This is a genomic window from Variovorax gracilis (assembly GCF_030317115.1).
GTDB classification, from domain to species: Bacteria; Pseudomonadota; Gammaproteobacteria; order Burkholderiales; family Burkholderiaceae_C; genus Variovorax; species Variovorax gracilis.
Genome location: NZ_JASZYF010000001.1, coordinates 739,637 through 760,167 on the forward strand (window position 1 = coordinate 739,637; position 20,531 = coordinate 760,167).

The 20,531-nt window shown below is 65.8% G+C and carries 17 protein-coding genes and 1 tRNA gene; 5 read left to right on the forward strand and 13 right to left on the reverse strand.

Translation table 11 applies throughout. The annotated features are described in order from the left end of the window. Positions 1-15: 15 nt before the first annotated feature. Both QTH97_RS03570 and alaS read right to left on the reverse strand, forming a co-directional pair. Positions 16-1,032: a 2-dehydropantoate 2-reductase gene (locus QTH97_RS03570; protein WP_286566663.1), complete on the reverse strand. Its 1,017-nt coding sequence runs from the start codon at positions 1,030-1,032 to the stop codon at positions 16-18. Continuing rightward, the gene (alaS, locus tag QTH97_RS03575) at positions 1,029-3,665 is read right to left on the reverse strand and encodes an alanine--tRNA ligase (RefSeq protein ID WP_286566664.1); all 2,637 of its coding nucleotides are present in this window, start codon (positions 3,663-3,665) and stop codon (positions 1,029-1,031) included. The genes QTH97_RS03570 and alaS overlap by 4 nt, the downstream gene beginning before the upstream one ends. Before the next feature lie 115 nt (positions 3,666-3,780). On the opposite strand from alaS, the gene QTH97_RS03580 reads away from it, so the two are divergent. Next, entirely contained in the window at positions 3,781-4,152 is a 372-nt protein-coding gene (locus QTH97_RS03580) for a DUF2784 domain-containing protein (protein WP_286566665.1), read from the forward strand. 99 nt (positions 4,153-4,251) lie between these two features. Here the strand turns inward: QTH97_RS03580 and QTH97_RS03585 are convergent, their stop codons facing one another. The 5 genes from QTH97_RS03585 to QTH97_RS03605 all read right to left on the reverse strand — a co-directional run bounded on the left by QTH97_RS03585 (position 4,252) and on the right by QTH97_RS03605 (position 11,776). Beyond that, positions 4,252-8,379, reverse strand: a complete 4,128-nt coding sequence (locus QTH97_RS03585) for a CHASE domain-containing hybrid sensor histidine kinase/response regulator (protein ID WP_286566666.1) — start codon at positions 8,377-8,379, stop codon at positions 4,252-4,254. Then, complete coding sequence (locus tag QTH97_RS03590) at positions 8,376-9,350, reverse strand: response regulator (RefSeq protein ID WP_286566668.1); 975 nt, start codon at positions 9,348-9,350, stop codon at positions 8,376-8,378. The genes QTH97_RS03585 and QTH97_RS03590 overlap by 4 nt, the downstream gene beginning before the upstream one ends. A gap of 32 nt (positions 9,351-9,382) precedes the next feature. Further along, complete coding sequence (thpR, locus tag QTH97_RS03595; protein WP_286566669.1) at positions 9,383-9,913, reverse strand: RNA 2',3'-cyclic phosphodiesterase; 531 nt, start codon at positions 9,911-9,913, stop codon at positions 9,383-9,385. Positions 9,914-9,940: 27 nt separating this feature from the next. Next, positions 9,941-10,729: an alpha-1,2-fucosyltransferase gene (locus tag QTH97_RS03600; RefSeq protein ID WP_286566670.1), complete on the reverse strand. Its 789-nt coding sequence runs from the start codon at positions 10,727-10,729 to the stop codon at positions 9,941-9,943. A 114-nt stretch (positions 10,730-10,843) separates the two neighbouring features. Then, positions 10,844-11,776 (reverse strand): DUF268 domain-containing protein, encoded by a 933-nt coding sequence (locus QTH97_RS03605; RefSeq protein ID WP_286566672.1) that lies wholly within the window; start codon positions 11,774-11,776, stop codon positions 10,844-10,846. A gap of 335 nt (positions 11,777-12,111) precedes the next feature. Here QTH97_RS03605 and QTH97_RS03610 point away from each other — a divergent pair. Further along, positions 12,112-12,185 (forward strand) — tRNA-Gly (locus tag QTH97_RS03610). A 264-nt stretch (positions 12,186-12,449) separates the two neighbouring features. Further along, a complete protein-coding gene (locus QTH97_RS03615) occupies positions 12,450-12,851 on the forward strand; it encodes a GreA/GreB family elongation factor (protein ID WP_286566673.1) in 402 nt (133 codons plus the stop codon). A gap of 20 nt (positions 12,852-12,871) precedes the next feature. Here QTH97_RS03615 and QTH97_RS03620 read toward each other — a convergent pair whose 3' ends face one another. The 4 genes from QTH97_RS03620 to QTH97_RS03635 all read right to left on the reverse strand — a co-directional run bounded on the left by QTH97_RS03620 (position 12,872) and on the right by QTH97_RS03635 (position 16,844). Next, positions 12,872-13,225 (reverse strand): hypothetical protein, encoded by a 354-nt coding sequence (locus QTH97_RS03620; RefSeq protein WP_286566675.1) that lies wholly within the window; start codon positions 13,223-13,225, stop codon positions 12,872-12,874. Positions 13,226-13,355: 130 nt separating this feature from the next. Continuing rightward, complete coding sequence (locus tag QTH97_RS03625) at positions 13,356-14,255, reverse strand: DUF2950 domain-containing protein (protein WP_286566676.1); 900 nt, start codon at positions 14,253-14,255, stop codon at positions 13,356-13,358. A 46-nt stretch (positions 14,256-14,301) separates the two neighbouring features. Next, positions 14,302-15,813 carry a DUF3300 domain-containing protein gene (locus QTH97_RS03630; protein ID WP_286566678.1) on the reverse strand — a complete coding sequence of 504 codons (1,512 nt, stop codon included), beginning with the start codon at positions 15,811-15,813 and terminating at the stop codon, positions 14,302-14,304. 113 nt (positions 15,814-15,926) lie between these two features. Continuing rightward, complete coding sequence (locus QTH97_RS03635; protein ID WP_286566679.1) at positions 15,927-16,844, reverse strand: hypothetical protein; 918 nt, start codon at positions 16,842-16,844, stop codon at positions 15,927-15,929. A gap of 98 nt (positions 16,845-16,942) precedes the next feature. On the opposite strand from QTH97_RS03635, the gene QTH97_RS03640 reads away from it, so the two are divergent. Continuing rightward, positions 16,943-18,085 carry an NAD(P)/FAD-dependent oxidoreductase gene (locus QTH97_RS03640; RefSeq protein ID WP_286566680.1) on the forward strand — a complete coding sequence of 381 codons (1,143 nt, stop codon included), beginning with the start codon at positions 16,943-16,945 and terminating at the stop codon, positions 18,083-18,085. A gap of 7 nt (positions 18,086-18,092) precedes the next feature. On the opposite strand, the gene QTH97_RS03645 is transcribed toward QTH97_RS03640, so the two are convergent. Beyond that, a complete protein-coding gene (locus tag QTH97_RS03645; RefSeq protein ID WP_286566681.1) occupies positions 18,093-18,971 on the reverse strand; it encodes a LysR family transcriptional regulator in 879 nt (292 codons plus the stop codon). Between the two features lie 132 nt (positions 18,972-19,103). Between QTH97_RS03645 and QTH97_RS03650 the strand changes: the two genes are divergently transcribed. Further along, on the forward strand, positions 19,104-20,087 hold the full coding sequence (locus tag QTH97_RS03650; RefSeq protein ID WP_286566683.1) for a DMT family transporter: 984 nt from the start codon (positions 19,104-19,106) through the stop codon (positions 20,085-20,087). Between the two features lie 6 nt (positions 20,088-20,093). On the opposite strand, the gene QTH97_RS03655 is transcribed toward QTH97_RS03650, so the two are convergent. Next, on the reverse strand, positions 20,094-20,282 hold the full coding sequence (locus tag QTH97_RS03655; protein WP_286566684.1) for a hypothetical protein: 189 nt from the start codon (positions 20,280-20,282) through the stop codon (positions 20,094-20,096). Positions 20,283-20,531: the final 249 nt, after the last annotated feature.

Below are 20,531 nucleotides of genomic sequence, written 5' to 3' on the forward strand. Positions count from 1 at the left end.
GCGCCTGCGCGCAATCTACAAACGCGTTTCCGCCAGCAACTGCTGCGGCGTCCAACGCGTCTTGCGCTCGGGCCAGGCCTCCAGCAGTTCGACCATCTTCGCGCTGAGCGGCGCGCGCATGCCGTTCGCTTCGGCAAGCCGCACCACTTCACCGCACAGTGCATCGATCTCGGTACGCCGGCCGAGTGCCAGATCATCGGCCATGCTCGACCGCGCCTTGGCATCGATGCGCAGCATCCGCGCCGCGACCAGCCGGAACAGCGGCGTGGGCAACCGCAGGATCGCCGGCAAGCGACGTGCCGGCACGGCTGCGAGTTGGGCCGGCGCAATGCCGGCCTTGTCGAGCGCCGCCAGCGCCTCGTCCATCAGCGCCGCGAGGCAGCGGCGATAGCCACGCTGCAGCAATTCGTCGCGCAAGGGCAGCCCGGACAGCGCGTTGATCGGATTGTTGAGATTCAGCAGCAGCTTGCCCCACTGGATCGGCAAGAGATCGGGATAGAGATCGATGGGCACGCCCGCGCGCTCGAACACCGCGACCCATCGCCGCAGGGCAGGGTCGTCCTTCGCCGCCAACCGGCCGACCGTGCCGCGGTGGAAGGCTCCGGCACCGATCTCCGCGACGTTGTACGGGACCATCGCAGGAAGAATGTTCAGCTTGGGTGCGGCTTGCGATGCGACCGAGGCATTCGAGATGCCGTTCTGCAGCGAGAGCACCGGCGTGCCCGAAGGCAGCACCGCCCCCAGCTCAGCCGCCGCTTCTTCCGTCGCGCCGCTCTTGACGGTCAGCAGCACCAGCGCAGGCCGCACGCCGGCCGGCACTGCATTCGACAGCCGCAGGACACCCGGCGAAACCTGGTGGCGCGTGCCATCGAGATCGGTGAGCGTCAGGCCGTGCAGCGCAACGTCACCCAGCACACGCGGACGACCCACGAGTGCCACCCGAACACCCGCCGCCGCCAGACTTCCGCCAATGAAGCACCCGATGGTGCCAGCCCCCATCACGAGGACATCGGCGGCCAGTTCGTCGCTCATCCGTTCGATTGAAGGCGTTCCGCGACCCAGCCCTGCACCGACTTCAGCGCGGCCGGCACGCCGGCTGCATCAGTGCCGCCGGCCATCGCCATGTCGGCCTTGCCGCCGCCCTTGCCGCCGACCTGCTGGGCGACGAAGTTGACGAGGTCGCCGGCTTTCACCTTGCCCATGGTGTCGGAAGTGACGCCGGCCGCGATCTGCACCTTGGCACCGTCGATGGCCGCGAGCACTATGGCCGCGGTCTTGAGCTTGTCCTTGAGCTTGTCCATGGTCTCTCGCAGTGTCTTGGCGTCTGCGCCGTCGAGCTTGGCCGCGAGCACCTTGATGCCGCCGACGTCGACCGCCTGCGCCAACAGTTCGTCGCCCTTGGAGGACGCGAGCTTGCCCTTGAGCGAACCGACTTCGCGCTCCAGCGTGCGCACCTGGTCGAGCACCTGCGTGAGACGCGCTTGCAGTTCGGATGCCGGCGTCTTCAGCGTGGCGGCGACGCTGTGGACCGTCGCTTCGAGTTGCTGCAGATAGGCCAGCGCATTCGCGCCGGTCACCGCCTCGATGCGGCGAACGCCGGCGGCCACGCCACCTTCGCTCACGATCTTGAAGAGCCCGATGTCGCCGGTGCGGGACACGTGCGTGCCACCACACAGCTCGCGGCTGCTGCCGATGTCGAGCACGCGCACCGTATCGCCGTACTTCTCGCCGAAGAGCATCACCGCCCCGGTCTCCTGTGCCGATTCCATGTCCATCAGCCGCGCCTGCGTGGCTTCGTTGGCGAGGATTTCAGCGTTGACCCTGCGCTCGATCTCCAGGACCTGCTCGGCCGTGACGGATGCGTTGTGCGCGAAGTCGAAACGGGTCTTGTCGGCGTCGACCAGCGAGCCCTTCTGCTGCACATGCTCGCCCAGCACTTCGCGCAAGGCCTTGTGCATCAGGTGGGTGACGCTGTGGTTGCGCATGGTGGCGGCGCGGCGCGCAGTGTCGACGCGGGCCGTGATCGTATCGCCGACCTTGAGCGTGCCCTGCGTCTGAGCGCCGTGGTGGCCGAACACATCGGCCTTGATCTTCTGCGTGTCCTCGACGCCGAACTGCACGCCTTCGGCGACGAGCACGCCCTGGTCGCCGACCTGGCCGCCGCTCTCGGCATAGAAGGGCGTGGTGTCGAGTACGACGATGCCGGGCTGGCCCTCGGCCAGTTGCTGCACCGGCGAGCCCTCGAAATACAGCGCGACGACCTTGGCCTTCTCTTCGAGGTGCTCATAGCCGGTAAAGGCATTGCCGGCACCGGTGTATTCGACGGCGCGTTCCATCTTGAACTTGCCGGCCGCACGGCCCGCTGCCTTCTGCTTTTCCATGGCGGCGCCGAAACCGGCTTCATCGACCGCGACGCCGCGCTCGCGGCACACGTCCGCCGACAGGTCGAGCGGGAATCCGTAGGTGTCGTGCAACTTGAAAGCCACTTCGCCTGGCAGCACCTTGGCGCCATCGGCAAGCGCCGCGTCGAGGATTTCCATGCCATTGGCAAGGGTCTCGAAGAAGCGCTCCTCCTCGGCCTTCAGCGTGTCGGAGATGCGCTTCTCGTCCGCCCTGAGCTTGGGATAGGCGTCGCCCATCAGCGCGACCAGGTCGGGCACCAGCTTGTGGAAGAAGGGCTTCTTCTGGCCGAGCTTGTAGCCGTGGCGGATGGCGCGTCGCACGATGCGGCGCTGCACGTAGCCGCGGCCTTCGTTCGAGGGGATCACGCCGTCGGCCACCAGGAAGGCGGTGGCGCGGATGTGGTCGGCGATCACACGCAGGCTCTTGTTGCCGAGGTCCTTCTCGCCGGTCTCGCGCGAGGCGGCCTTGACGAGCGCGTCGAACAGGTCGATCTCGTAGTTGCTGTGCACGTGCTGCAGGATCGCGGCCAGGCGCTCGAGGCCCATGCCGGTGTCGACGCAGGGCGCAGGGAGCGGCTTCACGCTGCCGTCGGGCTGCATGTCGAACTGCATGAACACGTTGTTCCAGATCTCGATGTAGCGGTCGCCGTCTTCGTCCGGGCTGCCGGGCGGGCCGCCCGCGATCTCGGGGCCGTGGTCGTAGAAGATCTCGCTGCAGGGGCCGCAGGGGCCGGTGTCGGCCATCATCCAGAAGTTGTCGGACATGTAGCGACCGCCCTTGTTGTCGCCGATGCGCACGACGCGCTCGGGGGGCAGCCCGATTTCCTTCGTCCAGATGTCGTAGGCCTCGTCGTCCTCGATGTAGACGGTGGCCCAGAGCTTCTCGGCCGGCAGCTTGTAGACCTGGGTCAGCAGTTCGAAGGCCCACTTGAGCGACTCGCGCTTGAAGTAGTCGCCGAAGCTCCAGTTGCCAAGCATCTCGAAGAAGGTGTGGTGGCGCGCGGTATAGCCGACGTTCTCGAGGTCGTTGTGCTTGCCGCCGGCCCGCAGGCAGGCCTGGACGGAGGCGGCGCGCACGTAGGGGCGCTTGTCGGTGCCGAGGAACACGTCCTTGAACTGCACCATGCCGGAGTTGGTGAACATCAAGGTCGGATCGTTCGCCGGCACCAGCGAACTCGAGGGCACGACGGTGTGGCCCTTGGTCGCGAAGAAATCGAGGAACGACTTGCGGATGTCGGCGACGCTGAAGGTGGGCTGGCTCATCTTGGTTTTTGGCTTGTGGCGAAGGCGGCCGGTTGCGGGCAGCCCCTGCATCGAACCCACCTAACTGCTTGATCTGCTGAACATTCCATTATAGGTTTGGGGAAGAATCCCAGGAATGAGCAACCGTGTCCTGGCCGATGCCGTCCTGGTGCTGCACGGCCTCTTCATCCTCTTTGTCCTGACCGGCGGCGTGCTGGTCTGGCGTTGGCCGCGGCTGGCCTGGCTGCACCTGCCGGCGGTGGCATGGGCCGCCTGGGTGGCGTGGTTCGGATGGGAATGCCCGCTGACGCCGCTGGAGAACGAATTGCGGCGCGCTGCCGGCCAGGCCGGCTACGGCGGCGGATTCATCGATCACTACCTGCTCGGCGTGATCTATCCGGAGGGCCTCACCCGGGGCGCGCAGATCGCAGCGGGCACCTTCGTGGCGGTCCTCAACCTGGGTGCGTATGTGCTGCTGATTCGCGGACGGCGCCGGAAACGGGACTGATGCCGCCCGGCCCAACCGTCCGGCGGGGCGAGGCGCGGATGCGCGATGTGGTGACGCGGGGCCGCTTCAACCGATTCCGGCGTGCGACGCAGGCGCCGTTCAACCCGATCTTCGAGGCGCGCCCCGCTCGACTTGCAGGATCTCGACGGCCTGCTTGAATTGAAGCGACTGCATGGCGCGCTCCAGCGCTGCGAAGCGCTCCCCGCCGAGGGCGGTGCGAAGCGACGGACCAAGCTCGTCGAACAGCGGCATTGCTGCCATGCTTTGCTTGCGCAGCAGATCGACAAGCGAAGCCAGCGCGTCGGGGTCGACCGGCGCTGCATCTTCAGCCACAGGCCTGACGTCCGCCGCATCGAAAAAGGGCTGGGCCGCAGCTTGAAGATTGCGCAGCGCCAGGCTCAGCGCACGCAACGCACGATCGGCGCGGTGGGTGTCGCCTTCCTTCAGCGCAGCCTCACCCTCGGCCGCCCGTTGCCGCACGCCGTCGATCCCGATCACGCCGGCGCTGCCCTGCAGCTTGTGCAGTCGGGCCGCCAGGGCAATGGACGACTCGCCAGAGGGCGCATCGCCCTCGCGCGCCAGGTCACCGAACTCCTCGAGCAGACTGCGCAGGACACTCAACAGCAAATCGCTGTCGCCCATCAGTCGCTTCGATGCGCCCGGTGCGTCGATGCCCTGGATCATCGGCCAGTCGGGCGGAAGCCCAGCCACGGCCGGAGCTTCCTCGTGTGCGGTCGGCACCAGCCGGCCCCGCGCGCGCTCCACGCAACGGCGCACTGTGCGGACCATCGACTCGGCGTCGAAAGGCTTGCTGATGAAGTCGTTCATGCCGGCTTCGAACGCGCGGTCGCGCTCGGCCACCAGCGCGCTGGCCGTCAGCGCAACCACCGGCAATGCCGTGAGGCCCAATTCGCCGCGAATCAGGCGTGTGGCCTCGTTGCCGTCGAGCACCGGCATGTGGACGTCCATCAGCACCAGGTCGAAAGCCTGCGGCCTCTTGCGCAGCGCCTCGACCGCTTCGCGGCCATCCGAAGCGAGGCTGACCTGCGCTCCTTCGCGCTCGAGGATGTGCTGGCAGACCTCCAGGTTGACCTCGCTGTCGTCCACCACCAGCACGCGCATCTTCGACAGGCGCCGGTCCGCCGACACTTCGCGTGCAGGCACCGAAGGCTGCGCGGCGTCTTCGACGGCAATGTCCAGGGGCAGGATGACCCAGAACTCGCTGCCGCTGCCCGGTGTGCTGGCGACACCGAACTCGCCGCCCATCAACCCGGTGAGTTGCTTCACGATCGACAGCCCCAGTCCCGTGCCGCCGAAGCGGCGCGTGGTCGACGTGTCGGCTTGCGTGAAAGGCGTGAACAACCGGTCGAGCACATCGGCCTCGATGCCGATTCCCGTATCGACCACGGCGAAGCGCAGACGCACGCGATCCTCCAGCCTCTCCTTCACCTGCACGTTCAGGCGCACCGACCCTTGCGCGGTGAACTTGACGGCATTGCTCAGCAGGTTGACGAGGATCTGCCGGATGCGGGTGACGTCGCCGAGCAAGCGCGCCGGAAGTTCGGCATCGGCTTCCAGCACCAGCGCGATGCCCTTCTCGCCGGCGTTGACGTTCATCATGGCGACGACGCTGTCGAGCAGATCGCGCAGTCCGAACTCGGATTCGTCGAGCGCCATCTCGCCCGCCTCGATCTTGGAGATGTCGAGGATGTCGTTGATGACGCCCAGCAGCGCGTTGCTGGCGTCGTCGATCTTGCGCAGGAACTCGCGCTGCCGGTCATCCAATGAGGTTTGCCGCAACAGGTAGGCCAGCCCGATGACCGCGTTGAGCGGCGATCGGATCTCGTGGCTCATGTTGGCCAGGAACTCGCTCTTGGCCTTGCTCGCCGACTCCGCCTGCGCGCTGCGTTCGTTCAGGGCGAGGTTGAGGTCTTCGAGCTGGTCCTGCGCGCGGCGCATGTCGGTGACGTCCACCGCCACCGAGATGAAGCCCTGCACCACGCCGTAGTCGTCGAAGTCGGGGATGTAGTGCAGCCAGTAGTGCAGGGTCGATCCATCGGCCAGTGTGCGGGTGCGCATCACGCGCTGGTCGTTGCCGGCCAGCGCGGCGCGGATGTAGGGCTCGTTCTCACGGAACAGTTCAGGGCCGAGCAACTCGACCTGCGAGATCCCGATCATCTCCTCGGGCGCGCGCCCCAGCCAGCGCCGGTAAGCGCTGTTCGCGAAGGTGCAGCGCATGTCGGTCGTCCAGTAGGCAACGATGCCGGGGATGTTGTCGGTCACGATGCGCATGAAGCGTTCGTTCTTGTGCAGCCGTTCCTCGGTGGCCTTGCGCTCGGACAGGTCGGTCGCAATCGCAATGAAGCCGACGACGCTGCCGGCCGCATCGCGCAGCGGGCTCACGTTCAGGTGGACGGGGACCCGGCTGCCGTCCTTGCGCACGTAGGTCCACTCCCGGGGCCGCGCGCGGCCGGTGCCCGGCGCGGGCGCGAAGACTTCGCACACTTCGAGCGGACGTCCCAGTTCGGTGGTCAGCGCCATCGCGCGGCTGTGGACTTCGAACACGTCGTGGAAGCGGTTCATCTCCATCTGGTTCACCACCTCGGCGGCGGAGTACCCCAGCAAGGCCTCCGCGGCGGGATTGAACAGCGTCACCACGCCGTCGACTTCGGTGGCGATGATGGCGCTCGCCGCGCCGTCGAGGATGGCGCGCTCGCGCGCCGACAGTGCCACGAGTTCGGCGGTGCGTTCGGCCACCTGCTGCTCGAGGGTCGCGTTCAGTTCGAGGATCCGCGCCTTGGTTGCCCTCTCGTGCGTGATGTCGCGCAGGGTCTCGGCGGCGCCGACCACCCGCCCATCCGCCGAGCGGATGGGCGCTGCCGCCACCGAAACCGCCACTGCCGTGCCGTCGCGGTGCCGCCGGAAGGTCTCGAATGCGGCGACCGACTTGCCTTCGGCGATGTGGCGCAGCAATGTCTCTTCTTCCTGCGCATGGTCGGGCGGCAACAGCAATGCCTGCATGGTCTGACCGAGCGCCTCCTGGGCGGTGTAGCCGAAGATCTTGGCCGCAGCGTCGTTCCAGTCGGTGATCTTGCCGTCGAGCCGGCAGCCGATGATGGCGTCGTTCGAGCTGGTCACGATCGCAGCGAGCCGGGAGCGTTGCTCGCCCGCCTGTTGCTTGCGGCGCTGCGTGGTCTGCTCGATGAAAGACAGCAGGGCCAGGAGCAGCGCCAGCGTCGAGCCGATCAGCACCACGGCCCATGGGCTGCGCAGGTTCAAGCGCTTCACGAACAACGGCTGCGCGCTGACATCCACCCGCCAGATGCGGCCGTAGAGATGCAGCGGCTGCACGCTCCGGAGCGCATCGGCCTGTACGGATGCACGGCCGGGCGAGGTAAAGAACGGCTCCGGCTTGTCGGGCCGCGTCACGTCGGCCAGAGCGAGTGCGAACTCGCCATCCTGAAAATCAAAGCCCTTCAGCACCTCGTCGATGAGCAGGGGTGTGTAGATCCATCCGATTCCCTCGTCCGGCGTACCCCGCGCAGCAGCGGATCGGTGCTGGCGCTGCTGCAGGCGGCCGAGCTGCGTTTCGGGCTTGTAGACAGGCAGGAGCATCAGCACGGAGCGCTGGCTCGGCGGTGCCCTCTGCGCCTGCACCAGCGCGATCGGCGCGGTCATCGCGGCTTCGCCGGTCTGCATGGCGCGCTCGGCAGCGGCGCGCCGGTTGGGCTCCGATGCGATGTCCAGCCCGATGGCGGGGCTCGTGGAATCGGACGGCTCGAAGTACTGGATGACGAAACGATCACCCTCGTTCACGCCGATCTGGTGAATCCTGAAATCGGGCTTGCCGTCGAGTCGCGCCGCGGCGACGAAGGCGGCCTCTTGCGCGACCGGTACGCGGCGCACGAATCCGAATCCCCGCGAGCCGGGAAACTCGCGCTCCAGATCGCGTGAGGCGCTGAACTGCGCGAATCGCAGCCGCGTGATGCCCCCTTCTCCACCCGCCGCGATCACGGCACCGCGCGCTCCGCGCAAGCCGAATTCGAAAGCGTGCATGCGCGACGCCAGTTGCTCGACCGCGCGCCGGGCCAATGCGTCGAAGCGCGTTTGCGCCAGCGAGTCGTTGTAGCGCGCCTGCCACAAGCCCGCGCCCGCCGCCATGCACAGGCCGATGCCCAGCCAGATCAGCGAGCGAGCGGACTGCCGAAGCCCCACGGGGGTGGTCAATTGGCCTCGGTGTCAGGCTCCGGCGGCCGCGCCTTGGGAACCATCCTGCACGCCTGGGCTCGCCCCGCCTTGGCCGCCTCCGCGAGCGCATCACGGGCAGCGCGTTCGAGAGCCTCCACAGCATCGGCGCCCGCTTGGCTCAGCTCTTCACGCCCGGCGGCCTCGAGGCAGGCGACGCCGGCGCTGCACGTCACATGACGCGAGACAGCGGAACCCTGATGGCTGATGTCCAGCGCCTCGACGGCCCGCAGGGCGCGATTGGCCACATGCAACGCGTCGTCCGGGGAGGTGTCCGCCAGGACCAGCGCAAAGCGATCGCGATCCAGCCGGGCGACGAAATCGCCGGGCCGGCGTGCGCTGCCCCGCAGGGCCTCGGCGATGGCGGCGAGACAGACATCCGCAGCCTTCCGGTCATAGAGTGCCTCGAAGGACTGGAAGAAATCGACCTCGAGCATCACCAGCGCTACCGCCTGGCCCGACTCGGCAGCCCGAAGCGTTTCGCGCACGAGGATCTCGGCATAGGCGTGTTCGTTCGCGAGACCCGTGGGGCCATCGATCCTGGACAGGCGCCGCAGGTCGTCCGAAAGCCGCTTCAGCTTGAGCTGGGTGTTGACCCGCGCCGTCACCTGCGAGGCATTGAACGGCTTGCGGATGAAATCGACTGCGCCGAGTTCCAGTACCGCCACTTCGAGTTCGGACTCCTGGTGGCTGCTCACGAAGATGACTGGCACATCGGCCAAGGCCGGGTCGGCCTTCAGTGCTTCGCATACCTGCAGGCCGCTCATGTCTCCCATCTGGGCGTCGAGCAGGATGAGGTCGGGCGTCGCTTCCCTGCTGAGTTGCAACGCATCGGCGCCGCTGGTCGCAAAACGAACCGTCGTGTAGTCCGAAAGTATCCGACTCAATACCTGAATGATGGCGGGGTCGTCATCGACGAGAAGCAGGCTTGCTTCGACCGGAAATTTCTTCATCGGAGGGATTCTGCCGCAACCGATTGCCCTCGCTAACGACGCACGGAATGCCGCGCCAGGACCTCATAGCGGGCAGGCGGCGTCATGTGCGAACAGATCAACACGAACTCGCTGACCTGCCAGGGAATCGGCGGTGGATTGTCAGGCGGCACCGCGCCCAGGCATCTGCGCGCGATCGTGAGATGGGGGATCCAATGACCTTTCTCGGGCGTCAGCCCAGCATCGACGAGCGGCCACTTCAGGCGTTCGTGCAATGCGCGCAGCTCTTCGTGCTCGTCCGGCCGCAACACCGCGACTGGATTGCGCCAGACTTCCGGAGTTCGCAGGATCAATGTCAACGCCTGCATCGGAACTTCCGCAATCCCTTCCTGCAACGCGGCTTGCTGGGCCGCGTCAACCTCGCCGAGAAAGTGCAGCGTCATGTGGATGCGCGCAAGCGAAGTCATTCGCGCGCCGCGCGTCCACGACCAATTTCTGCGGTGCGCATCAATGGCCGCTTGTACTTCCGCATCAGGGAACAGGCCGATGAAGAGGCGCCGAGTCGGCGAAGGAGCGGGCGTCATCGAAAACTGGCGAAGATGCCTCCGAATTCACATTCGGAGCCATGACTCAGGAACGCGGTCACGAGAATCGTCCCCCGCCGCGTCTGCGAGCCAATGTGTCGGCGCAATCACCACCTTGTCGCGACGAGGATTCAACCAGGCCCCCCACCAGCTGAAGGAGGAGTTGGCCGTAATGTGATGACGGCACATCGACTGAAGCTGGATGTCCCTGAAACCTCGATCCGAGTTGTTTGTCTTGACGAATGTCATCGGTGCAGAGAAATGAAGATTTTCTTGAACCCATTCGTGATCGTCAGAAAACACGAAGATGTGAGGATTTGCCAATCTGGCTTCAAGAAGCGAAACCGCGCGCCGATAGTAGTCCAGCGGTACTATTCCATGCACACGATTGACTACTTCATTGCTCGCATAGTCGCCGCGTCGGACGTGCAGTGAAATAGAATCGGTTGATGAAATTTTGTTCGCTATTGCTGCATTTTCTGGTTCGAGAGGCAACTTTGGCGAGAGCTCCGCAAGCAATATTCTTCTGCAGTCCAAGAAATACTTTTCGCTCTGCCAGTATCCTTCAATGTGCAAAGGCAACGGCAGCTTATTGAGGCCAGGATCGAAGTACGGGCTGGATTCAACGTGAAAATGAACCGATTGCTGGTGCCGACGCAGCTTCGCCCATTGAAATCGACCGATATGACGATGCGGCGGCGTCTCCCGGAGTCGGGCTAAATCTTGCCGGCTCGCTATCTTTGCAGTGAGCGGATAGACACCCAGTTCGAAATGACGAAGTTCGTATGTATCAAAAAAACTGAGATCGAGTTGCAAACGCGCTCTGTGATGCAAGGCGAGAGCACGTCCTGTGGCGTATTGAAACAACTGATTGCCTAGACCGCCCATCAGCTTGACTGTTATCGTAGACACGTTTGGCAAACCCTCCATCTAAGTTTTGCGGAACCAGAAACATCCACAGCCGTAGGCCTGTTCCCGGAACTGGGCGTCGGAAGGATTCTCAATGATGCCGCGATCACCGGACTCTTCGATTAGCGCACGCTCGATGAGAGACACTCCGTTGAAGTAATTCGAAAAATCGATCGCATCATAGACACGGTGCGCATTGAACTGTACTTTGGGCTTGCCGACCGGGACCGCAATCAGCAGATCGCCGCGAGGCGCCAGAACGCGAAGCAACTCTCCAATGGCTTTAAGGTCTCCGTCTGGATCGAGTTTGTCGCCGTAGCGGCCAAGCCCAATGTGTTCGAGGACATGCATGCACGACAGCGACTTGATGCTCCCGTCAGCAAATGGGAGACTCAAAAGATCGGCCTCTCCGCATTCGAGGCCAGGCAGCGCTATAGGGGCTGGCCGGTAGTCGTAAAACTCGACCGGGATGAATGCCGACACCAGCGTCGCAAAGTTGATTGTGGAAGATATGTCGATGTGTTTGGCAGGTCGCGTTTGTGCGAGTACTCGGGCGGCCCATGCAGGATGGTACGTGTAGTGTCTGTCAAACGGCGTAGTTGATGCCCGATCGTCCAAACACGGGAAACGGTCTTGCCACTCGCAGGGAAGCCGAATTTTCGCATTCCGCTGCATTTCGGAATATTCATTGAACTCCTCGCGGAATTCGTTGAGTTGCTCCTGGGTTCGAGCATGTTTCGCCGTGAAGGCTTCGATGGCCTGACGAAATGGGCGTGTGCTATCGGCGAAGGCAAATTCGTTCGCGTCATTTTCAAACGGAGCAAGCCTCGCGCGGTGTTGGAGTGCCCAGGCAACGAACTTTCTCTCGCTGAGCACTGATCGAACATAAGCAGTTCGTTCTAGGAGGCGCGATGGATTCGACAGCACATCCCAAAAAGTACGTACGGATGTCATAAATTCTCTATGGTTGAGGCGCACTACGGAAAGAAACTGCCGCCTGAAAATCACCGCGATCCATTGGGCAGTGGTTCCCCGAGACTGTTTCGCTTGGCCAGGACGAATTCGACGGCGTCGTATGGCTGAGAAGCTTCGAGGGATGGCTGGCGTGCGCAAGGGCGATGGCGCGAAAACAGCGCGGCCTCCTGCGCGTGAGCTGACATGGCCTCACTTTACTGCCGCGGAGCGTCGGCGGAAGCGCGCTACGCGAAATGCCGTGCCAGATCGCCAGTCCTGAACTGGAGGACCACCATGGGTGGGTCTTCGGACAGTCGTTAGAATCCGTGCCAGTTGCGGGTGTAGTTCAATGGTAGAACGGCAGCTTCCCAAGCTTCATACGAGGGTTCGATTCCCTTCACCCGCTCCATCCCCTCGACCTCGATGCAGCCTCCTACAATCGAGCGCATGCGTCTCCCAGCCCCCACCCTCGTCCACAGCCGCGCGCGCACGCGTTCGCTCGGCAATGGCGTCGGCATGCTGGGACTGAGCCAGCCGGCCGCACACTCCTCGGCCCGGCGATCCCCTTCTTCTTTCATTTAGCGCAACCATCGATCGCCGGGCCCCAGTTCTCGCGCCTTGGCGACCGCTGAAGATGGCGGCAGGTCGCACATTTCGACAGGAGTGCTTTTTCATGCATGCAAAGAATTACGGCGATCGCACGCTCACCGAACTGGATCACGTTCGCCTCACCAAACTGGTCGACGCAAAATCCCACCCGGACCTCGAAGAGTTGCTGGACATGGTCGAAGTGTTGCCCTCGCGCGAGATCGCGCCCGACTTCGTCACGATGAACTCGCAAGTCACGATCGTCGATGCGCGTACGGGGCACCGCCAAAAGCTGACCTTGTGCTATCCCACCGCCGCCGAGCCGGCCACGGGCTTTGTCTCGGTGCTTTCGCCGGTGGGCATGAGCCTGCTCGGATTGCGCATTGGCGCGACGGCCCAGTGGCAAACGCCCGGCGGTGAGGAATTCAATGCCCAAGTGGCGGAAGTCCACTACCAGCCAGAGGCCAGCGGCCACTACACCACCTGAACGGCCCTGCCGGCGCGGCGCTACAAGACGACCGAAGCGTGTACGGCAGCCGCCGGGAGGGGCACGGGCTTGGACGCCGGCGGCATTTCGATCTGGCTCGCGTAGTCCGCCAGCAATTCGCCCGCCACCGTGTCGGGCTGGTTTTCAAGCCGCACCACCGTCTGCACGCCGACGCACAAACCTTCATAGCGGATGTAGACGCGTGAAAAGTAAGTCAGCGCCTCCGCAGCGTCTCGCAGGCAATCGGCGAACGAGGTGAGTCCCAGATCGACATAACACGCCTTGGGCGGCGCTTCGCCCGCTGAACGAGGCGCGCGGACGGTGTAGGTGTAGGAGCGCTCGCCGAGCTTGCGGATCTCCAGGACTGGTTGCATTGCGTACTCCTCTTCCATGCGCAAACGGACTTGACGCCGTTTCGATTCGGCACCCTAGTTTACGTTCTGTCGCACGTGCGACAAGGCCCCTACGACTTTTGTCCGGGGCCACGCAACATCGGCGCTGCCGTCAGCTCCCGGAAACGTCCACCTTTCGCCAGCTCGCATCCGGGTTGAACCGCGTCATGGCCCGCGCGGCGGCATCGCTACCCGAGCCGAGGTCCTTCTCGTAGACAGTGCCGTCATGGCTGACGATGAAGGTCATCACGCCCGTCTCCCCATACCGGATCGGCCATGCGACCAAGGCGAATCCGCCTCGCATTCGATTGCCGATCACGTAGTCGTAGGCCCCTCCCGGAGCGTCCTTGCCTTGGGCCTTGAGGATCTTGAAGTGATAGCCGTGGTAGCCCTCGCCACCTTTTTGCCCGGCGTACAGCGGCCCGAGCGGGCTTTGATCCTGGCCGGTCGCGTCGGGCCAGTACAACCCATCGTGCTTCCCGGGGGAACTCACGAACTTCTGTGCGTACTCCAGCACGCCGTTGCCGTCACGGTCCTTTTGCGCGTACTCCTTCTGCGCGTCGAAGTACGCCAGCGCAGCCTGCATCGCACTGAGTTCGTTGCGCCCGATACGACGGCTGCGCATGGCGTCGGCTCCCGCCCTCGGGTCGAAGCGCCAGCCGGCCGTCGTCTTCACGATGGGCACGGGCAGTGTCCAGTCCCCGGGGCCGGCGGCGAGCACGGCCCAGTCCGGCTTCTCGAGCACGACCTTGTGCTGCTTTGCCCATGCAGCGAGGAATTCGTAGACGTCTTCCTGGTCGACGGTGCCTTCCGGCACGAAGCGCCGCCATTCGGGTCCGAGCACGTTGCGCAATGCCTCGACATCGCTGCGCGACAGGGCATCGACGAACGCTTGCGCCGCGGCATCGGGTGTGGGGTAGGCCTTTTGCGCGAACGAAGCGCCCGAGGCGAGCGACAGCGCCAGGGCCACGGAAGCCGCAAGCGTATTGAAGGATATGGCGGCGAAGGACATTGTCCGGACTCCTGAGCAGGTGAATTGCGTCATGTGGGCCTCCCATTCAGCGACGACCACCCCCGCCGCGGCCTCCACCGTGCCCGCCGCCTCCGCCCATCCGGGCGCCGCCACCTCCGCCGCCCATGCGAGCCCCACCGCCGCCGCCACCCATGTGTGCTCCGGCGCCTCCACCGGAGCTCATGCGGGCGCCGCCTCCGCCACCGCCCGCGTGCGCACCCCCGCCTCCACCGCGGTTCTGCGCCATGGACTGGCGACTCGCATCGCCACGACTTGCCTGTTGACGGGTCTGCCCGCCGGCATCGCCCGCACCTCGCAGCGCGTTATCGCCGCCGCCGTGCTGCGTCCGCGCCAGTCCCTGGTCGGCCCCGCCGCGTCCGCCCGGTCCGCCACGGTCGCCCGCTCCCCCGCGGTCTCCCGCTCCCGGGCGGGCACCGGCTCGGTCACCGGCTCGGTCACCCACGCGGTCGCCGGCACGGTCACCGGCGCCAGCGCCCGCACGATCGCGGCCAGTGTCTCGCGCGGCCGCCTGCGCACGATCGCGTGTTCCGGGATCGTTTCGCAGCTGGTCGCGGCCTTGGCCCGGGTCCATGCCGCGCTGCTGCAACTGTGATTGGGCCTGCTGCCGCTGTGCGTCGCGGGTTCCCGCCTGGGCCCCATCGCGCCCGCGGAACTCGTTGCGCTGGTTCGCACCTGCAACGTCCTTGCCGAACTGCTGCCGGCTCGCTGAATCGCGGTACGGTACCCCGCGTCGGTTGGCCGCGTTGTGCTGGAAATTCGTCTGGTTCGCGGAGAGTTGCCGGTTGACGTTCACGCTGTTGTAGCGGTTCACGTTTACGTTGACGTTGCCGCCGCCCCAGTTGGTATTGCCCCAGAGCGCCGCCGTGGCGGCCACACCGACACCGAAGGCGATGCCTGTCGCCAGTGCGGCGCCGGGGTAGTAGTACGGTGCCGGCGGGTAGTAGTAAGGCGGATAGGCCGGATACGGCCACGCGCCGTACACCACGGTCGGGTTGTAGGCCGGAACATAGACCACTTGCGGATTCGCGGGCTCGATCTTGATGATCGTCTGCTGCGTCTGCGGCTCCTGCTCGACGATCACCTTCTGCTGCTCGGAGCTCTTGAGGCTGCCGGTCTTCTGCGCCTGGCTCCTGAGCCGCTGCGCCGAGTCGAGAACGTCCTTGGATGATGCGAGGAAGGCATCGCCCAGGTTCTGCACCCAATCGGGCTGTTCGCCCATCATCTGCAGAACCTGCGGGAACGCCACGAGCGACTGCACGCTCGGGTCCCAGGGCTGGTTCGCGACCATCTTCAGGGCCGCGTCGCCCTTCTGGTTCGGGTTGGCCTTCGACCATTTCGCCGCGTCCGCGACATCCGCCGGATAGGTCGCGGCCATCAGGACCTGCGAGAGCAGCGAGTCGGGATACAGCGCGATCGGGGCCATCATCTGATCGAGTTGCTCCCTGGAAAACGTTGCCTGCTGCGCGCCCGCCAGCGCCGAGAACAGCGCGGCAGCGAGCATCAGGGCTCGCGCAAATCCGATGGCTAGAGCACGCATATCGCCTCCTGTTCGGGGTAGAAGCCGACCCCGCAGCTCGACCAGCATAAGTGGCCCGCCAGCGCGCGGCTATTGCACCTAAGTGCAGCGACGGGCGCCCCCGGCAAGGAGGATCAGCCCTGGACCTCTCCGAGCAGGTCCTGGCTCTCCTCGTCGAAACCCGCCACCGGCCGGGCCTTCGCCAGGGCCATCCACACCGCAAACGGCAGGCGCGGCAGCGCGCGGTGCATGGCCGCCCGCGCCACGACGAGCCGGCCTTCCCGCGCGATCAGCACGCCGCATCCCGACGGGATCTCGTCCGGCTCCCCGATGGGCCGCCCCTTCGCATCGCAGCCCAGCACGTACCAGCATTCGCCGCCCAGATCGAGGTAGGCGGCCCGCTTGTCGGGCTTGCGCAGGTCGCTCAGCAGATCGGCGCGGTTGACCTTGACCTCGTGGACGATCGGCTGCGCGTACGCCTCGACGCTGGTGTTCCGGATGGAGAACACGTCAGGCCGTGCAATGCACCAGCGAGCCTTTCCTCCCTCTTCCACTTCAGGCAGACGCGCACGCAGACTCAGCCCGCGCCAGGCCACGCGGCCGGCGCGCGTCATCTCGCGGGCGACCTGCTCGACGAGCGCTTCATGCCTCGACATCACGGCGCGGTTGACGACCAGGCTGGTCGCGATATGCGCGATGCCGGCATCGGTCACGCGCAGCGTCTCCTGGCCGTGCACGGATCGCACGCGCTCCAGCAGCCCAGCGGCCAGCAGGTCGACCTCGATGGCATCGCAGCACGGCCAGCCGGCCGATCGATAGACCTCGCGCAGGCGTCGCGCATGCACACGGCCGAGCGCCACTGCGCCGGGAGGCGGATCGGCGACGGGCGGCGGCACGCCCGGTTCGACCAGCGGTGGGTCCGCAGGCGGCGGGTCCACTGCCGGCGCAGGTGGCGGGTTGGCGGGAGGCGGTGGGGTCGGCAGGTCGGGCGCAGGTGGCGGCGGGCCGATCGGCGCATCCGCGCCGGCGCGCAGCGAAGCAAGTGCAGTCATCGCGTCAGGTTAGCGAAAAGCGAGGCGGCGCGAAGCCCCGCGCCGTGTATCCACACGTTTTCTCACTACACTGCGCCGCATTCGAATCCAGCGATCCCATGACTTCTTCTCCCTCTGCGGTTCAAGCCGACTTTCTCATCATCGGCGGCGGCATTGCCGGCGCTTCCGTCGCGTACTGGCTGGCGCCGCATGGCCGCGTGGTCATGCTGGAGCGCGAGGCCCAACCCGGCTACCACTCCACCGGCCGCTCGGCGGCGCTCTTCATGGAGGGTTACGGCACGCCGCAGGTGCGCGCGCTCACGATGGCGAGCCGCGCGTTTCTGCAGCATCCGCCGGCGGGCTTCGCCGAACACGCCTTGCTCACGCCGCGCGGCGCGATGATGGTCGCCGGCCCGGGGCAGTCCGACCAGCTCGAAGAGCATTGGCGGATGCTGAGCGCCATGGCCCCCGACGCACGGCGGCTGAGCAGCGAAGAGGCTTGCGCCATCGTGCCCGCGCTGCGCCCCGAACGGCTACTCGGCGCCGTCTACGAACCCGATGCCGCCGACATGGACGTGCATGCCATCCACCAGGGCTATCTGCGCGGCATGCGGCAAGCGGGCGGCAAGCTGGTGTGCGACGCCGAGGTGACCACCATGGAACATGTGCAGGACCGATGGCGCGTGCATGCGGGCGACGCGGTGTATGAAGCACCCATCGTCCTCAATGCCGCCGGCGCATGGGTCGACGCCATCGCGCGGCTTGCCGGCGTGCGGCCGTTGGGCATCGAGCCGCGCCGCCGCTCCGCCTTCATCTTCGCGCCGCCCCCGAACATGGACATTGCCGGCTGGCCGCTCGTGCATGGCGCCGACGAGGACTGGTACATCAAGCCCGACGCCGGCATGCTTCTCGGTTCGCCAGCCAACGCGGATCCGGTCGAACCGCAAGACGTGCAGCCCGAGGAAATGGACATCGCGATGGCGATCCACCGCATCGAAGAGGCCACCACGCTGACGATCCGCAGGCCGACGCGGACCTGGGCGGGGCTGCGGTCCTTCGTGACCGACGGTGATCTGGTCGGCGGCTTCGACGACGGGGCGCCGGGCTTCTTCTGGATCGCCGCCCAAGGCGGCTACGGCATCCAGACATCGGCGGCAATGGGCGAAATCTGCGCCGCCCTGGCGCGCGGCCTGCCCGTACCTGCGCACCCGGCGTCCTTCGGGATCACCGCGGAGATGCTGGGGCCGGCTCGCCTCCGGTAGAGCTTGCTCAGGCCCAGGCCTCCAGCACCGCGCCGCGCACGGCATCCACCGCTGCCGCACGCCTTCCGTCGGCAGGCGCCACCCAGCACAGCCAGGTGTGGGAGCGCCACCCTTGCCAGATCGCCAGTTCCCCGTTGCGTTCGGCCTGCTCGGCCTGGTCGAGCCGCAGCAGGCCCGCGCCCAAACCACTGGCGACCATCGCGCGCATGGCACTCTCGCTGTCGGCTGTCATCGCGGGGCGATATTCGCGGCCGATGCTGTTGAACAAGCCGTCGAGATGCGAGCGCAGAACGCACGAGGGCGGCGTGCCCACCCAGGGAAGGCTGGTCAGCGTCTCGAGGCTCGGTGTGGGCTGCGACCGCGCGAGCGAGATCGGCAGCGTCACCACCAGATCGACGACACCGAGGCGCTGCACCGCGAGACCGTCGATCTCATCGCCGTCGCTCAGCGCGTAGGCGCAATCCAGATCGCCTCGTCGCACGCCCTCGAGCGTCTGGTGCGACAAGCCCTGCTGCAATTGCAGCGTCACGTGCGGATGACGCTCGGCCAGCTTGACCAGCACATCCCCGAGGCGCAACGCGACCGGATCGACCACGGTGCCGAAACGCACCACGCCCTGCGCCGTACCGCGGAACTGCTCGGCGGCTGATCGCATGCGCATCGCAGAGGCCAGCGTGCGCTCCGCTTCTTCGAGCAGGCTGAGGCCTGCTTCCGTCGGCGTCATGCCCCGAGGCGTACGTTCGAACAGCTTGACACCGAGTTCGTCTTCCAGCGCCTTGAGTTGCGCGCTCACGGCTGGCGCGCTGGTGAAGACGCGCTCGGCCGCGCGGGTGAGGCTGCCCTCGCGGGCGATCGCGACGAAGGTCTTGAGTTGGTAGAGCTCCATGCCGCGAATTGTGAGCGCGACGGTCGCATCGGGCCATTCGCAAAAGCCGAAAGCCCAGTCCAAAGAAACGAATGGTCAGCGAGCGACCCGGCGCCCATGCTTCGGACATCGATTCCACGACGCAGGTACCCCATGATCACGCACCATCCACGCTCGCTCGGCATCGCCGCGCTGCTGCTCGCCACCTCCGCATGGGGCGGCATGTTCCTGGTCAGCAAGGGAGTCCTTCACCAGATCGATCCCTTCTGGTTCACGCTGATCCGCTACAGCTTCTCGGCCGTGCTGTTCGTCGCGTTGATCGCGCCGCGCGGCATGGGACCATGGCAAAAGCTGCGCACCCACGCACTGCCCCTGGCTGTGCGAGGCGCAGCGGGATTCGGTGTCTTCAGCGTGATGCTGCTGACAGGGCTCTCGCATTCCGTGCCGTCGCACGGCGCCATCATCATGGCCACCACGCCGATGACCACGCAGTTGCTGCGCTGGGTACTCGATGGCGAGCGGCCCTCGAGGTCGACGCTGCTCACCAGCCTGTTGGCGATGACGGGCGTGGTCATCGTCTCCGGTGCACTGTCGCCGCACGCAAGTCACGACGAGGCGTCGACCGTGTTCGGCGATGCCGTGGCCTTCGCAGGCACGCTGGGTTGGGTCTGGTACACGCGCGGTGCCGCGCAGTTTGCAGACAGGCTCGACGTCATCGAATACAGCGCCTTGACTGTCATTGCATCGTGGCCCGTGCTCGCGGTCGGCGCCGCATTGGCGACCACCCTGGGAGCCGCCGCGATCCCGAGCGCTGACGGCCTGCTGCTGTCATGGCATGCGCTGCTGTATGTCGGCCTGGTCTCCTCCGCCGTCGCGGTGCTGGCTTTCAACTACGGCGTTCGTGCACTGGGCGCCATCACCGGGACTGCCTTTCTCAACTTCGTTCCAGTCTCGGCGCTCTTGATGAGCGTCGCTCTGGGCAAGCTCCCGTCCGGCAACGAGTTGCTCGGGATGTCCATGGTGGTCGGCGCGTTGCTGATTCACACATTGAGCAGCCGGACTCGGACCGCGCCACTCGTGCGTCCTGCCCCGTCGGATCGTCAACCGCAGGGCGGCGTTTGCGGCGCGACGTCCTGACTCCAGCTAGAAAAAGCCCAGGCCGGCCGCCATCATCAACGCGACGCCGGCCGAAACGCTGGCCCAGTGCGCCATGTTCGCGAAGAGATCCCAGTCGCTGTAGCGGTCCTCCGCGCCTTGCACGAAGAACTCGGCGATGGGGTCGACGCCCTCGCAGCCACCATCGATGTTCGGACCTTGAAAATTCGGAGTCATGGATGCCACCTCGTGCATCGATGCTAGGGCGAAGCCCCCGTTGATTCGATGAAAACGGCGACGGGCATTGATGCTGAGCGCACATCAATGCCCCGGATGAAATGCGCTCCATGGCCGCCGGCCGCAGTCGGTCACACGACGACGAGCACATACGGCAAGCTCAAGGCTGACGGGGAGACTTGCCCCCTTTTCCCGACAGCGGGTATTGTCTTCGCCAGGGAGCGCATCTTCGAAGCCGATCTGACGAGC

Coding starts and splice junctions, on each gene's coding strand:
- QTH97_RS03570 (WP_286566663.1), bottom strand. CDS start 1,032: ATGAGCGACGAACTGGCCGCCGATGTCCTCGTGATGGGGGCTGGCACC.
- alaS (WP_286566664.1), bottom strand. CDS start 3,665: ATGAGCCAGCCCACCTTCAGCGTCGCCGACATCCGCAAGTCGTTCCTC.
- QTH97_RS03580 (WP_286566665.1), top strand. CDS start 3,781: ATGAGCAACCGTGTCCTGGCCGATGCCGTCCTGGTGCTGCACGGCCTC.
- QTH97_RS03590 (WP_286566668.1), bottom strand. CDS start 9,350: ATGAAGAAATTTCCGGTCGAAGCAAGCCTGCTTCTCGTCGATGACGAC.
- thpR (WP_286566669.1), bottom strand. CDS start 9,913: ATGACGCCCGCTCCTTCGCCGACTCGGCGCCTCTTCATCGGCCTGTTC.
- QTH97_RS03605 (WP_286566672.1), bottom strand. CDS start 11,776: ATGACATCCGTACGTACTTTTTGGGATGTGCTGTCGAATCCATCGCGC.
- QTH97_RS03615 (WP_286566673.1), top strand. CDS start 12,450: ATGCATGCAAAGAATTACGGCGATCGCACGCTCACCGAACTGGATCAC.
- QTH97_RS03620 (WP_286566675.1), bottom strand. CDS start 13,225: ATGCAACCAGTCCTGGAGATCCGCAAGCTCGGCGAGCGCTCCTACACC.
- QTH97_RS03625 (WP_286566676.1), bottom strand. CDS start 14,255: ATGTCCTTCGCCGCCATATCCTTCAATACGCTTGCGGCTTCCGTGGCC.
- QTH97_RS03630 (WP_286566678.1), bottom strand. CDS start 15,813: ATGCGTGCTCTAGCCATCGGATTTGCGCGAGCCCTGATGCTCGCTGCC.
- QTH97_RS03635 (WP_286566679.1), bottom strand. CDS start 16,844: ATGACTGCACTTGCTTCGCTGCGCGCCGGCGCGGATGCGCCGATCGGC.
- QTH97_RS03640 (WP_286566680.1), top strand. CDS start 16,943: ATGACTTCTTCTCCCTCTGCGGTTCAAGCCGACTTTCTCATCATCGGC.
- QTH97_RS03645 (WP_286566681.1), bottom strand. CDS start 18,971: ATGGAGCTCTACCAACTCAAGACCTTCGTCGCGATCGCCCGCGAGGGC.
- QTH97_RS03650 (WP_286566683.1), top strand. CDS start 19,104: ATGATCACGCACCATCCACGCTCGCTCGGCATCGCCGCGCTGCTGCTC.
- QTH97_RS03655 (WP_286566684.1), bottom strand. CDS start 20,282: ATGACTCCGAATTTTCAAGGTCCGAACATCGATGGTGGCTGCGAGGGC.